The organism is Acidithiobacillus sp. HP-2 (genome assembly GCF_015100155.1).
Classification (GTDB): Bacteria; Pseudomonadota; Gammaproteobacteria; order Acidithiobacillales; family Acidithiobacillaceae; genus Acidithiobacillus.
Genome location: NZ_JACKZA010000008.1, coordinates 78,840 through 92,347 on the forward strand (window position 1 = coordinate 78,840; position 13,508 = coordinate 92,347).

Annotated in this window: 15 protein-coding genes and 1 pseudogene; 6 read left to right on the forward strand and 10 right to left on the reverse strand. The window is 52.9% G+C overall.

Annotated features, from left to right (window positions below):
• Window positions 1-82 precede the first annotated feature (82 nt).
• From H7F11_RS07885 to H7F11_RS07905, 5 genes are all read left to right on the forward strand, one after another.
• A complete protein-coding gene (locus tag H7F11_RS07885; protein WP_193649704.1) occupies window positions 83-253 on the forward strand; it encodes a hypothetical protein in 171 nt (56 codons plus the stop codon).
• A gap of 343 nt (window positions 254-596) precedes the next feature.
• The gene (locus H7F11_RS07890; RefSeq protein ID WP_193650457.1) at window positions 597-3,107 is read left to right on the forward strand and encodes a heavy metal translocating P-type ATPase; all 2,511 of its coding nucleotides are present in this window, start codon (window positions 597-599) and stop codon (window positions 3,105-3,107) included.
• Window positions 3,108-3,134: 27 nt separating this feature from the next.
• Entirely contained in the window at window positions 3,135-3,530 is a 396-nt protein-coding gene (locus H7F11_RS07895; RefSeq protein ID WP_193650456.1) for a DUF302 domain-containing protein, read from the forward strand.
• Between the two features lie 61 nt (window positions 3,531-3,591).
• Complete coding sequence (locus H7F11_RS07900) at window positions 3,592-3,798, forward strand: CopZ family metallochaperone (RefSeq protein WP_193650455.1); 207 nt, start codon at window positions 3,592-3,594, stop codon at window positions 3,796-3,798.
• A gap of 21 nt (window positions 3,799-3,819) precedes the next feature.
• Window positions 3,820-4,086, forward strand: coding sequence for a glutaredoxin family protein (locus tag H7F11_RS07905; protein ID WP_193650454.1), 267 nt, complete (start codon window positions 3,820-3,822; stop codon window positions 4,084-4,086).
• Between the two features lie 144 nt (window positions 4,087-4,230).
• Here H7F11_RS07905 and H7F11_RS07910 read toward each other — a convergent pair whose 3' ends face one another.
• The 10 genes and pseudogenes from H7F11_RS07910 to H7F11_RS07950 form a co-directional block, all read right to left on the reverse strand.
• The gene (locus tag H7F11_RS07910) at window positions 4,231-4,638 is read right to left on the reverse strand and encodes a hypothetical protein (RefSeq protein ID WP_193650453.1); all 408 of its coding nucleotides are present in this window, start codon (window positions 4,636-4,638) and stop codon (window positions 4,231-4,233) included.
• Between the two features lie 185 nt (window positions 4,639-4,823).
• Complete coding sequence (locus H7F11_RS07915; RefSeq protein ID WP_193650452.1) at window positions 4,824-7,937, reverse strand: ankyrin repeat domain-containing protein; 3,114 nt, start codon at window positions 7,935-7,937, stop codon at window positions 4,824-4,826.
• 149 nt (window positions 7,938-8,086) lie between these two features.
• The gene (locus tag H7F11_RS07920) at window positions 8,087-8,548 is read right to left on the reverse strand and encodes an RES family NAD+ phosphorylase (protein ID WP_193651291.1); all 462 of its coding nucleotides are present in this window, start codon (window positions 8,546-8,548) and stop codon (window positions 8,087-8,089) included.
• Window positions 8,548-8,967: an antitoxin Xre/MbcA/ParS toxin-binding domain-containing protein gene (locus tag H7F11_RS07925; RefSeq protein WP_193651292.1), complete on the reverse strand. Its 420-nt coding sequence runs from the start codon at window positions 8,965-8,967 to the stop codon at window positions 8,548-8,550. Before H7F11_RS07925 ends, H7F11_RS07920 begins: the two co-directional genes overlap by 1 nt.
• A gap of 653 nt (window positions 8,968-9,620) precedes the next feature.
• Window positions 9,621-9,842, reverse strand: coding sequence for an antitoxin MazE family protein (locus H7F11_RS07930; RefSeq protein WP_193651293.1), 222 nt, complete (start codon window positions 9,840-9,842; stop codon window positions 9,621-9,623).
• Between the two features lie 654 nt (window positions 9,843-10,496).
• Window positions 10,497-11,081, reverse strand: a complete 585-nt coding sequence (locus H7F11_RS07935; protein WP_193651294.1) for a beta-class carbonic anhydrase — start codon at window positions 11,079-11,081, stop codon at window positions 10,497-10,499.
• 351 nt (window positions 11,082-11,432) lie between these two features.
• Window positions 11,433-11,894 (reverse strand): annotated as a pseudogene (locus H7F11_RS07940) (DUF29 domain-containing protein).
• 170 nt (window positions 11,895-12,064) lie between these two features.
• A complete protein-coding gene (locus H7F11_RS16950; protein WP_319803372.1) occupies window positions 12,065-12,409 on the reverse strand; it encodes a SulP family inorganic anion transporter in 345 nt (114 codons plus the stop codon).
• Complete coding sequence (locus H7F11_RS16955; protein ID WP_264674710.1) at window positions 12,406-12,645, reverse strand: SulP family inorganic anion transporter; 240 nt, start codon at window positions 12,643-12,645, stop codon at window positions 12,406-12,408. The genes H7F11_RS16950 and H7F11_RS16955 overlap by 4 nt, the downstream gene beginning before the upstream one ends.
• Window positions 12,646-12,868: 223 nt before the next feature.
• A complete protein-coding gene (locus H7F11_RS07950; protein WP_193651295.1) occupies window positions 12,869-13,183 on the reverse strand; it encodes a DUF167 domain-containing protein in 315 nt (104 codons plus the stop codon).
• Window positions 13,184-13,276: 93 nt separating this feature from the next.
• On the opposite strand from H7F11_RS07950, the gene H7F11_RS07955 reads away from it, so the two are divergent.
• Window positions 13,277-13,468, forward strand: a complete 192-nt coding sequence (locus tag H7F11_RS07955; protein WP_193651296.1) for a type II toxin-antitoxin system ParD family antitoxin — start codon at window positions 13,277-13,279, stop codon at window positions 13,466-13,468.
• The last annotated feature ends 40 nt before the right edge of the window (window positions 13,469-13,508 follow it).

Genomic DNA, 13,508 nt, shown 5'->3' on the forward strand with positions numbered 1-13,508 from the left:
CAATCCGCCAGGCGCATGCGTCTGTGCACAGATGGCCATACACTGACTACTCATTGCTTCGGAATGGGGATCCATCATCCGCATGTCCATGCCGGGGTTATCCCGGCAACAGGGCATGTTCGCCATGGACATTCCCATCATGGACATCCCGTGCATTTCAACACAGGATATGCCCTGTGGCATCGCCACCGCAGCATTGCTCATCCAGGTTCCAATAAGGAACAAGGACAACATTGCCAGCGAACGAAAGTAGCGGCGAAGCTTTAACATAATTCGACCAGAAGATCTCAATCAGAGTAATTACTCTGACAACATTTTTGAAAAATGTAAAACAGAGCGCATGGAGGGTGTTGGTATTCGCTATGCAAAAATGGTCAAACTAACCTCATCTTCGTTCCACGGCGAAGACGTTTTCAGGGCTGTATCGGTGAGTCTGTGACAGAACGTGCAGTCCTAACACAAAAACCACGCTTGACCTTGCAGTGGGCCTTAATGTTTATCATGGACTGATGGTGGTGGTAGCAGGCTTTTACAGAAATCGTCTGTGAGAGGTAATCCACTGGACATAGCGGATATCACCGTGAGGGGGCATGTTTATGGATGAAAAAACTCGTGGACAGCTTGAGATTGGCATAGACGGGATGACCTGCGCCTCTTGTAGCGCTAGGGTGGAGAGGGCATTGGGAAAGCTGCACGGAGTCACCTCGGCCAGTGTAAACCTGGCGACCGAGCGAGCCGAAGTATTTTTCGACCCACAGCAACTCGATGCCGCCCGCATTGCCGGAGCGATCCGCGAGACCGGCTACACACCGGTGACCGATGAGATTGATCTTGTGGTGGAGGGCATGACCTGCGCTTCCTGTGTGGGTCGCGTAGAGCGTGCACTCAGAAAGCAATCTGCCGTGCTGGAGGCTGTGGTGAATCTGGCTACCGAGCGTGCGCATGTACGCTACATTCCAGCCATGATCAGTACGAACGAGTTGGCCAGCATTGTAAGCGCGGCGGGTTACGCCGCGCATCCTGTTCAGGAAGACGAGGGACAGGATGGCAATGAGACAGACCAGCGCCGTGCGAGTTTGCGCGCCATGGGCCGTGATGTCATCGTCGCTGCAGTGCTGGCTATGGCGATTCTGGTGTTGTCCATGGGTGCCTCCTTCTTCCCCGCTTTTGACCGCGCCCTAATGATCACCAGCCCTTTTGCACATTTCTGGGAGTGGGTGCAGTTTGTGCTTGCCAGTATCGTGTTGTTCGGTCCCGGTAGGCGGTTTTTTAAGCCGGGACTGATCGCCTACCGTCACCTTTCGCCAGACATGAACTCCCTGGTGGCCACCGGCACGGGTGCCGCGTGGGCTTACAGCGCATTGGTGTTAGTAGCACCCGCGTGGTTTCCGCTCAATGCACGACATGTGTATTTCGATTCAGCCGCAGTCGTTATCGCAGCCGTACTCGCTGGCAAGTACTTGGAGGGGTTAGCCAAGGGCCGCACCTCATCGGCCATTCGCAAGTTGGTCGGTTTGCAGGCAAAGACCGCGCATAGGCTGGATGCAAACAGTATCGAGCACGAGGTACCGGTATCGCGACTGCGCACTGGCGAGCGCATCGTAGTGCGCCCTGGTGAACGCATTCCAGTGGACGGACGCGTAGTCGAAGGGCGCGCGCATGTAGACGAGGCTATGCTGATCGGCGAACCACTGCCTTCGGTCAAGACCATGGATGACAACGTAGTGGGTGGCACCATCTGCCATGATGGGCGATTGGTCGTAGAGGCCACCTCCGTCGGCCATGATACGGTTCTGGCCCATATCATCCATCTGGTTGAGAGCGCCCAGACTGGCAAACTTCCAATTCAGGGGCTGACCGATCGTGCGGTACGGGTATTCACCCCAGTCGTACTGGTCATCGCGTTGACAACCTTCGGCGTCTGGATTGCCTTGACGGGCAATGTCAGCATCGCACTGGTCGCGGCAGTCGCCGTGCTGGTGGTGGCTTGCCCCTGTGCCATGGGATTGGCAACACCAGCGGCGATCATGGTGGGCACCGGACGTGCGGCGGAGCTCGGCGTGCTGTTTCGCAAAGGCGAGGCACTGGAGACGCTATCGCATGTCGACACCGTGCTATTCGACAAGACCGGCACATTGACTGAAGGCCGTCCTGCCCTTGTTGATCAGGGTGGCCCCGATCCCGCTGAAGCACTACGTCTGGCTGCAGCGTTGGAATGGGCTTCCGAACATCCGCTCGGGCGGGCCATTGTCTCCGCAGCAGATGAGCGCGGTATGCACTTGCCTATGGTCAAAAATTTCCACTCTATTGCCGGCTATGGGATCGAAGGCGAAGTGGAAGGTCGTATGGTGCGTGTTGGTGCCCGACGTTTGATGGAGCGCGAAAATATACCTTTGGGAGATAGCGTCAAGACTACGGCACAAATAGAGAGTGACGGGCGCACCGTGGTATTCGTCGCGGTCGACGCAACGCTGATCGGATGGCTCGCCATAGCCGATCGCATCAAACCGGAGGCGTACGCGGTTGTACAGGCTTTACGCGCGCGTGGACTGCAGGTGGGCATGGTCACTGGTGATGGACGGGCTACCGCCGAATCGGTTGCCAGGCAATTACATATTGAGCAGGTGCATGCCGAGGTCCTGCCCCAGGATAAGGCGAAAGTAGTCACCCAGTTGCAGGCGCAGGGCCGCCGGGTCGCCTTCGTCGGCGATGGTATCAACGACGCTCCAGCGCTTGCACAGGCCCATGTTGGTATTGCACTGGCTTCAGGCACGGACATCGCCATCGAAGCCGCAGACGTGACCCTCACGCGCGGGCAACTCGGCGAAGTGGTCACGGCGCTGACGGCCGCACGACGCACCCTGAGTAATATCCGTGGCAATCTGTTCTGGGCCTTTTTCTATAATATTCTACTGATCCCTGTTGCGGCTGGCGTGGCCGTGCCGATCGGCATCCATCTGAATCCGATGGTGGCTGGGGTAGCCATGGGGCTGTCCTCCGTCTTCGTGCTCAGCAACAGCTTGCGTCTTAAACGGCTCAAGGCTTATGTACCAACGTTAACGCCGGGTGCTGTACAGAATACCGCACTCAAACCTGCTCATTCCTGAGCGATTGTTCAAACGAGGAGAATCCATATGAGCCAGTTCGTTTTCAGCGTATCCGCCAAGGGCGATTTTGATGCCACTGTAGGGCAGGTCACCGAGGCCCTCAAGGTGGAAGGATTTGGTGTGCTTACCACGATTGATGTGGCCGCGACGCTCAAGGCCAAACTGGGCATTGAAGGGAGGCCTTATGTCATTCTCGGTGCTTGCAACCCGTCCTACGCTCATCAGGCGTTGGAGGTCGATCCTGACATTGGTGCCTTGCTGCCCTGCAACGTGGTGGTACGCACCGAAGCCGATGGCAGCGTGAGTGTAGTATTCATGGATCCCGCCGCAGTGCTTGGCATGGTGGACAAGCCGCAAATTACCACGCTCGGCATTGAGGTGCGCGATAAACTCCAGAGGGTGGCTGACGCCATGCGCGGTTGAATAATATCTATACGAGCTTATTAAATAGCCCTTTTACTACATTCGCAACAGGAGTGAACCCATGAGTGAGATCCATCTGAAGATTACTGGCATGACTTGTGAGCATTGCGTTCGTGCCGTGACGAAGGCACTGGAAAGCGTGCCCGGCGTGGAACATACGGATGTCACGCTGGAACCTGGAGAAGCCGTAGTGCGCGGTAAGGCCGAGATTTCCGCATTGATCGCGGCGGTCAAGGAAGAAGGTTATGAGGCGGAGGTGCGGGGCTGAAGCCCTGCACGCCGATCCGCTATGTATGATCCTGTGCTGCTTTACACGAGTCCCGGCTGCCCCGACTGCGCTGCTGTGCGCCGTTACCTTGAAGAACACCATATCGCATATGCGGAACGTGACGTAACAGCTCCCGGCGTGGCTGAGGATGCTAAATCACGCTATGGGGTACGGGTCGCGCCGATCACTGTGATCGCTGGCGAAGCGTTATGGGGAACGCTTGCCCATCAAAAGCCACGGCTTGATGAACTGCTGGCCAGGGCTCAAGGAGATGGGTGCGAGAGTTGAAAATAAGTAGGGTTTGAAGGGGATTGGCGTAAATGCGTATCGATCGGGATATCGTACAAAACCGTCTGCGCCGGGTTGCTGCCCCGTTAAGAGATAAAGTAGGAGGCATATCCCCACACTAAGGATGCATTCTGTCCATTATGTTCAGCGGATCGCCTCGTTCTGATCTTGGAGGCGATTCTGCATTTGTTGATCCTGTAATTGTTGCTGTAACTGTTCATTCTGAATCTGCTCCTGATTTTCCTGCATCTGTGCTCTTTCTTTTTCTTGTTGTAATTGATCTTGTTCCTGTTGCTGATTAAGACGAAGCTGATTTTGTTGTAGCTGTTCAGCATTCTGATCATTTTGAAGGAGTTGATTTTGTTGTGACTGCTCAGTATTCCGATTATTTTGAAGTTGTTGCTGAATGCTTTGCTCAGTACTATTTATCGGTGGATTTAGTAGCGGATTTTCGCTCGCGATCACTGATCCGGCAGCCGAGCATGTGCATACACTGATATAGAGGCCCATCGCAGCAATAATCTGTCCTGATATCCTGGTTATCTGATGCATAATCCTTCTCCCCAATCATTGTCTTGAATAAAGGCGTCAAGAGAGTTCGCCCTAGACCAGATCCATATCCGGAGATTTTTACTGCTACTATTCAGCTGATCCAAGTCAGATTTCATAGCGCGCAGCGGTGAAACCGTGGTGCATGATGCTGCCTCAGGCGACCTTGTTCGTGAAGTGGCATTTTTTTAGCCACTGCTATCGTCACCTTCTTCAAAGAGAGGCAACTGTTCTGAATCTGGTGAGGCTGGTTTCTTTGTCTTCCTTTTTGCTTGAGTGCCAGCGTGTTGGGTGTTGATTGAAGTCTTCTGCGGATGCGCATCGTCCTGCACCTGATTGACCATCTTGATGAGGCGTTGCATGACCTTTTCCTCGGATGTCTTGGTCATGTTCCGACCCCGGGTTTCTGGTATCGTTTTTTGCGAGGCACCGCCAGGGTTGGCCCGTGAGGTCCTGGTAGGTTTCCGATTTTTTATCGGACGCATGGAGGCGGGCGAGTCATCCAGCGGAGCTTGAGCGATGGTAAGCACTCTGTTGAGCACCGCCTTGCCGATCGGGAAGTGCTGTTCCAGAAAAGGCAGGTTATGGGCGAGGGTCCAATGCTGCCATTGCCCATCCTGCTCAGGATCGCGGAGAAACAGGTCAGGCTGCAAAAGATACACTCCAGAGGCCACGCGCAAGAAAAGGTGGCGGTTATAAGCGTAGTCCCGCTGCACTTCATTGCGGGCCAGAATGGCCGAAATGTAGTTTCTTTTTTTACGAAAAGTTGGCAGTACCGCTTCAGGCAGGAATTCCCAGGCATGTTCAACGACCTCCCGGTTAAATCCCAGCACCAGAAGGTCCTCCACCGGAGTAATGGGAATCAGCGCCCAGATGCTCTGTACCAGAAAATACTCGGCTTGATGCCGCTCCAGACGCACCAGGCGATCCCCGATGCGCAAATCCAGACTCAGGGGCGCAAGAACGGTCCAGAGGGCCGGTAAGGCATTCTGGGCAAATTGTGGATGGGCAAAGGCCTCACGCAGGGCGAGATGGGCGGCATTGCGACCCAGATGATCCGTAGCATCACGCCGTGCCCCCTTCTCCAAAAGGGCCTCCACCAGAGGGACATTTCCGGCCCGGGCGGCGGCCATCAGCGGGGTCTGATTCATGGGCGTGCGATGTTCCAGTCCATAACGATCACAATCTGCCCATACCTCATGAAACTGGCGACGGCTGTAAGCCGCCAAGCGATTGGTGACTATTCTGGGGCGTTGGGCCAGAAAATGTCCGGCAGGTTTGAAACGTCCTTCCACGGCCAGACGTTCACTCAATTCGGGCGCATCATAGAAGGCGGCATACTCAAATAACTGTTGCCGCCATTTGTTCCCAACGACCTGATCGATGAAGATCTTCCGGGTCAGTTCCTCAACGCCCCGCGCATTAAATACCGGCCAGGGTGGCGTTTGATCTTGCAGGATACGGCTACGGATGGCCTCCGCCTGTTCGGCTTTGCCCTGCAGTTCCAGCTTGCGCGCTTCCTTTTGCCAGTCTTCCCGGGAAGAGGCTTGTACCTGCACGCCCTCTTCTCCGCCGCTGCGAATATCCAGCAAATCCAATAGCGGGTGCTGGTCATCTGATTCCACCAGCAACACACTCTCCACCGCTCTGGTGATGGCCACATAGAGCGCGTTCACAAAGAACTTGTAGACCTCCAGGGACTTGTCTCCCTTATCCTTGGCACGACGAAAAGTCAGTGTCTCCGCCCCCAGCCCTGCCTTACTGACCCCCTCACAGAGCGTAGCGAAAGGCGCACGGTGATCCGAGAGAAAGCGATACAGGACGATGTGCGGATATTCCAGCCCCTTGGCCTCCTGGACCGAAAAAAGCAATGGGGTGGAAAATACCGCCCGTGCTGCGGCCTTGTCTTCTTCGCGGAGAACCAGCACCGCATATTGGGTGGATTGGGAAATCTGCCGATTCAAGGCTTGCAACGCTGACGGTTTTGCGTCCAGCAAACGGATCTGTCCGGCGCTATCGCCTACCGGGTCCACCAGAAAATTGCTTTCCCGATCAATAGAACCAAAACGCTGCTGTTTGATCTCCAATAGACGATTGGCCATCCCGGTCACTTTACGGCCATTGCGAAAGTTATGGGTGAGCACCTGCAAGTCCTGCCCGCTGGTCATACGTGGGTCGGCCCAGAAAAGACTTTTGATCTGCGCCCAGGAGAAAAAATTGGGGTGGACAATCTGGTTGGCGTCGCCGCCCAACACAAAGGCCCCCGGTGTGCGCAATGCCGCGAGGATGAGGGACAGTTGCACAGGCGTGAGATCCTGTACCTCATCAATGACCACAAAATCATAGCGGGGGGACACCAGAGGCTTCCAGGCCTGGGCCACGAGATTCAGATCATACAATCCGGTACGACTCAGCCAGTCCTGATAACGGACGAACAGTTCATAGACTTGATCGCGCTGCCCGGGGGTAAAAATGGACTGGCGGATGCCCAATTGCCGATAGGTGGCCACATCCATAATGCCTTCGGCCCGGGACGCGATGACCCCGCGAATTTCCTCAAAGGCCTGGTGGGCCTCAATCCCTTTGTAGTTCTGGCGGATGCGGGCGAACCACTGGGCAAAATCACGCCATTGCGCCTCACGGCCGCTGGGAATACGCCAGGTTTCGAGATACTCACGATAGGACAGGAAAGCCACTTCCTGGTCCTCGCGCACGAAGTCGTGGGCGTAAAAGAGTTCCTTGGCATGTTCAGCCAGATAGGCCGAGTGGGTAATGTAGAGCACGTCCTCCGGAATGGTCTTGAGCTTTTCCAGCAGAAGGGCGGTTTTACCACTCCCTGCACCACCCACCAGAATCAGAGGTGCGGGCGCAGCAAAGAGCGCCGCCTGGGTATCATCGAAAGAAAGCGGTTTATCGAGGATATGAATGGCGGTCCGGGATTCTGGCAGATAGCGTAATGGCGCGGCGTCCTTTCGGGCCTCATTCAGATCGGCATCCTGCATTTTTTCAGAGAGGACTTCCGCACCCCGCAAAAAGCGGGATCCCGCATAGTTATGCTGACGAATGACCTCCAGCATCAGCAGGGCGGTTTCCTCCTCGTGACGCACCAGCGAGAACAGCAGGCGGTCAGCATCATTCAGGCGTGCCCGGTAGAGTTTGCCATAGGTGACGTGCTGCAGTTTTTTGACCTGCGCCGCACGAAAATCCCCCTGTGCCAGGGCTTCGGCCACCTTGGCGTAAGAGCGCTCCACACCGTGGGCGCTAAATCCGGTATAGGTGAGAATGCGTAGGGGGCGGTTCATGGTTTCCTCGCTGCGGTGAACCGATACATGGTACCGACAGTTAAGCTGGGGCGTCTAATGCGGTGGTGGGGGATCGTCTGGCATCCCTTCAGACAATCTGTTAGTGCACCCGCCCCATGAGTCACGTATCACAGCATTGATACGGCATGTCAGCGTAAGCGCGCATCCCAGCGGAAGGGTTCTGGAAAACCAATTTCCAGCCGAGAAAAGTCTGGGTGCCCTGGGTGGATCAATATATTATGTTCTTGCGGAATCACTAACGACGGCACGCGAAGTAAGGCAGAGGTGTTTCCGTGTGCCCAGTCACTGCCGACATCCTGGGTACTGGATGGGGGAGGCTCTCGCCGCCAGTCGGGTGGTAAGGCCCAAGTCGGCGTCGGCAGCGCGACCTCATCTGGCACGCTCGCCCGAAAGAAGACATAGCCTTGACTCAAATCCTCAGGTTGGAGATGGACCAGCGTTTCCAGCACTGCCAACGCGAGAGTCTCGCTGGTATAGACCATTGGTACGCCTGGGCGATTCCAGCGTCCGCCGAAGCGTTTGGCCCCTTCCCCCGAGAAAGCCTTGTCGGCATGCTGTTCAGGAACCAGGCGCCACAGAGTGTGGGGCATCAGGAATAAACGCCGTAAGCGATTCGCCCCAACAGATCTTGGACCGCCTGGCTGCCCACTTCCGTGCGCAGCAGATGCAAAGGCAATTCTCCGCCCAAGCCGAACTGAGGCTCCCGTAACCAGCAGCGGATCCGATCAGAATCCGAAAAGGTCTCTTCCGCCTGCTCCAGGACTCGGGCCAGACGATAGAGCCGATCGCCGACCGACAAGGAAAGCTGTCCAGAAGGTTGTTTGGAAAGTCGGTGCAGGGTCCGGGGGCTAAGATCCAGCAGTGCCGCCAACTCGTAATCTGTGAGTCCCAAAGTCGCCTTAATCGCTGTCAAGGCACTATTGGGTAAACCGGCCTCGATGCGTGCGGCAAGTTCCAGCGGGTTCACCGCACTTTCGGGAGCTAGGCCCATCAGGGTGGTATTCAGCATGGGAAGTCTCCACTATCTGCCATTTGTCTGCAAAGTATAGGCTATTTGTCCGTGTCGGGCGATACCTTTTCCTGAGGATGAAGATCACAGGGATAGCGGCTGGTCTGAAGGCAACTGCTTCCCGTGCGTGTTAATCAAAGTCATTTGTTAGCCATCTGTCAGCAGTAGGTTTTGCCCCATATCGCAGAATATGAAATATTGGCTCATTGAATGTTTTGTGTGTTAAAAAATGCTGATGTTTTCAAGAAGGTGGCCAATCCAGACGGCATCTTAATTTCTGCTGAATATCGGACAATCACCACCGCTCTTCGACCCCTATAAATCACAAGATAGTGCGGCTAATGGTCAGAATCTTAAAATTTACATTTTCTCATTGGATCCTGTCAATTGACTGTATTATGTAACCTTAAGTGGCGATAATGGTGCCGGACAACCTGTGCAAAACAATTATAACACGCTGATTAATATTTATTAATGTGTATTAAAGCAGATCAATGCTGACTATAGTATATGCCCTCCGAAGCCGAAGGTCACTGGTTCGAATCCAGTACTGCGCACCATATTCATTCAAAAGATTAGACTGCACAATGACGGCGGAACGGGGTTTTCCATAGTCACCGTGCAGGGACACTGTGACCAAGTCCCCCGTTGCATTATACCCATCCATCCATCTGCGCAGCGGATTCTTCGGTAAACTGTAAAATATCCGCTTCGGTTGGATCATTGTTGAGTTTCAGGCACTGATGGCGAACTTGTGCAACAAATTCAGGGGAGCGGGTGTCTGGCACCCAGAACTGAACAGGGCGTAAACCTGCAGCCTTCATTCTTTCGCGATGACGGGTAGTCTTGTCGGTTGAGGTGTGAAGAGATGACATGATACCTCCACTGGTTGCATGTATAGTGACATGTTACCTTGCGCGCAGGTGCCCGACAAAAGGCATTTGGGGTTAGCTTTCAGTCGCAAATGAAGCCATCGACTTTTGCGATGGAGAGTTCACTTTTTTCCGTCGAGATACGTCCTCCAATCGCTTGCCCTTGGTAACCTCACTAGTCCACCATAGGTCGCGTGTTTGTGGTACCATTCACCAGCAATGCCGGCCGCCAATATCCGGGAGGGGCGCTGGTCATACTGTCCGGTAAGCCTGGCTTCATAATTGAACAATGTTACTGCGTAACGTAGTTTTATCGTGATGAGTCGCCCAGGGTATTTGAGGCTTCACTTGGGCATTATTTGGGCAAAGCGCCTTTCGGCACGCTGCCCGATGAACCTACTGTGTTTACTGGATATCTAGTGGTCAGGCCAGCGGATTGTCGATCCGCGTGTCTCAAAAACAAGCCGTTACCGTAACGCAACAATGCGGCTGGTCACGCAATCTCAAAACCCGCTATTCGGGGTATGAAACCGAGAACCTGAATCGATGACGATTTTTGAGAACGGCAACCAGATCAATGGTGGGCACAACGGCCCACCATTCGCAGCTAATCCGAGCCGAAAAAACTCATTGATCGCGAACCGTTACCACATTTAGTTAATTTTTTGCGCGTCCAGCCCCAGTCGCCTCTGGCACCTCAACTAACTTCCCATTGTGCACGTCAAAGATGTATCCGTAGATTGGAATATCTGAAGGTACCAGCGGATGATGACGAATGCGTCGCACATCTTCCAGAACACTTGGCTCCTGTTTATCAATGGTGAGCCACTTAATGTAATCGCCTTCAGTAGAGCCGCCACCACCACCGGCATCATGCCAGCCACTTGCGTCAATACTTGCCGGGTTAAGACTGCTGTGCAAAAGGTCACACATAATCTTGTCTGTGAAGGTTTGCATGCCACAATCCGTATGGTGGATAACGAACCATTCTCGCGTGCCTAATAGTTTGTAGGAGATCACTAAAGAACGGATGGCATCATCACTTGCTCTCCCCCCAGCATTACGGATGACATGGGCGTCACCTTCGGCTAGACCCGCATACTTTGCCGGGTCCAAGCGGGCATCCATACAAGTCAAAATGGCAAACCTACGACCAGGAGGCATGGGAAGATTGGCCTTGTCTCCAAAATTGTTGGCATATGCACTATTCGCTGATAAAACCTCATCATTGATTTTGCTCATGATTAATAACCTCCGTATCAAGTGCGAAACTACATTTGATTGTTTTAATATTTCTGTTTTCTTATAACACGATGACACATGGAGTATAGATCAAGAATTTTAAAATTGTTTTATGCAGCTTTATTGCATAAAAAACTAATGAAAAAAGCAGTTAATTAAATAATAATTAAATAAAACTGACGAAAGGATTAACGTGAGCAGTTTTTGAGGAGGTATGGAGGTATATTTAATTAAGACGGAATGCGCTATTCTGTCTCGTTGGCAGCAAACTCTGAACGACAGATCGCCCAGTATTACTCAGTTCTTTTGTCACCCAGGAGGACCGATTATGGGACATTACGGCAACCGTACTTATTCTGGCCACCAGTTAGCCAGGATTTGCGTGTCGATATCCCAAGGGCACGACTCTGGAAAAGTGGAGATCGGTAGATCAGTTTCAAAAGCAGATTCGTCAGTAGCACTATCCCAAGCGTCCGGCAGCATTTCAGGAATCAGCCTCTTGAGACTTGGTGAATCCTTGAGGAGATACTTGAGATCAAGCCGTTGGTTTCTTATGGTGGTCGCCCAGCTCTTGCTCTGTTTTTGGGGCTGCCATTGCTATTTTATCAAGTGCATGAGCAATACGCGTAGATGGATTCTGAGGGCGTTTTTTTCACTTCTGCCCATGCTCTCCAATTCCTCCAGAATGTTGTCCCAATCCAGGCTGTTTGCCTTTCGGGTACGCAAGGCCTGAGCCTGGTCTTCTATCCATGCCAGAAAGTCCTTTTCGTATAGACCGGTTATTGGCTGCTCAAACTGTCTTGCCGTAGTCATGAGGCACCCCCTTGTAAGACTATTCTGCGAGAATATGCGAACTAATTGATTATGAAAAGTAAAATCCTTCTATCATGTCAGTATTTCTTTGCGGATCACCCGTCGCAACACACGTTCCAGAGTCCTATCCTGCGCGGACATCTGTTCCCGTAAGGCGGCGTTAATATCCGTTAGCTGATTTTATCATCAGCCACATGATAATGTGGATCTTCTGCCGGAAAGGCTTTGGTCAAGCGAGGAAACAGATAAATCACCAGCATGGTCAAGGCCACCAGACCAATCATGGTGTAAAGCTGCGTACCCTGCATCCAGTGCTCAGCACCTGTGGCGGAGGGGACTTTGAAATGATCCAGCTGTGCCAGAAAAATCACAATGGCCAGACCATTAATGAATCCCAGATTGACCTGGTGGGGAATCATTCTTGCGTACTTGCTCAGTTTGGCGAGGGCAAAAATAATTTGCAGCAGCCCCATAAGAACCACAGCGGCAAACAGATACTCAAAGCCATGGGTCACCACCAGCGCCACCACATCACTACTGCCGTGGCACCACTGGCACCGGACACCATGCCTGGTCGACCGCCCATGATGGAAGTAATCAAGACGAGAATAAAGGCAGCATATAATCCGGTTAGCGGCGGAACATGGGCGACAAAAGCAAAGGCAATGGCTTCAGGAACCAATGCCAAAGCGACGACTATTCCACTCAGGATATTGGTTTTGTTTTCTTCAAATCGTGACATAGCACGCATAGATGTCTTCTCCAAGGCGAGAATGCGTATTCTGTATGTGGCAATCGGAGTTCAGCCCCGATTACACCAGCAAGAAGCAGCAAAACTTAAAAGATAACTACACAGATGAGATTTATGGAAGCTTCTTCATTACATAATATCCTAATGGTTTCAAGGGCGGGCAACCCGAACGATCATGGGATAAGCAACGAACGATGAGGAAGGTTCAGAGCATATGCCATGATCATTCCAACAGGGAAGTCTGAATCTGAAAAACCGATGGTAAACGTTTAGGGCAGGGTATCCTGAGCTGTTTGTTCACATTCATTCGACCAAATACGACTTCGATGGAAGAAGGGGGAACATCAAACTCCCGGGCTAAAAAACGCAGCATATGATCGGTGGCTCGACCATCCTGGGGTTTTGCGGTGACGCTGACCTTGAGCTGGTTACCCTTGGGTTTGCCAATGACATCGCGGGAGGCGTTGGGTTTCCCCAAAATGTTGACCACCAGGACATCGCCTTCCCACCAAAAAAAATTTTGTGCTGATTCGGACATCGGTTTCCTGTTTCCTCATCCGGGGTACGCAAAACGGTGAGTACATGGTAGGATTATATCCTACTCAATACCAGCAGGAAGAGGCCCCTGACCATGCGATCCACGCAGCAGATGAGCATTACCTTACCTCTGGAGATGGTTCGTTTCATCAAGGACAAGGTTGCTTCCGGTGAGTATGCCAGTGAAAGTGAAGTCATTCGCGATGGTTTGCGCACGCTCCAGACCAGGGATCGCATTATTGAAGAATGGCTACGTTCGCAGATTCACGTTGCCAGCCAGCGCTAGAAACGAAAACATGCCCACTGATCATCAATCGCTACCCATC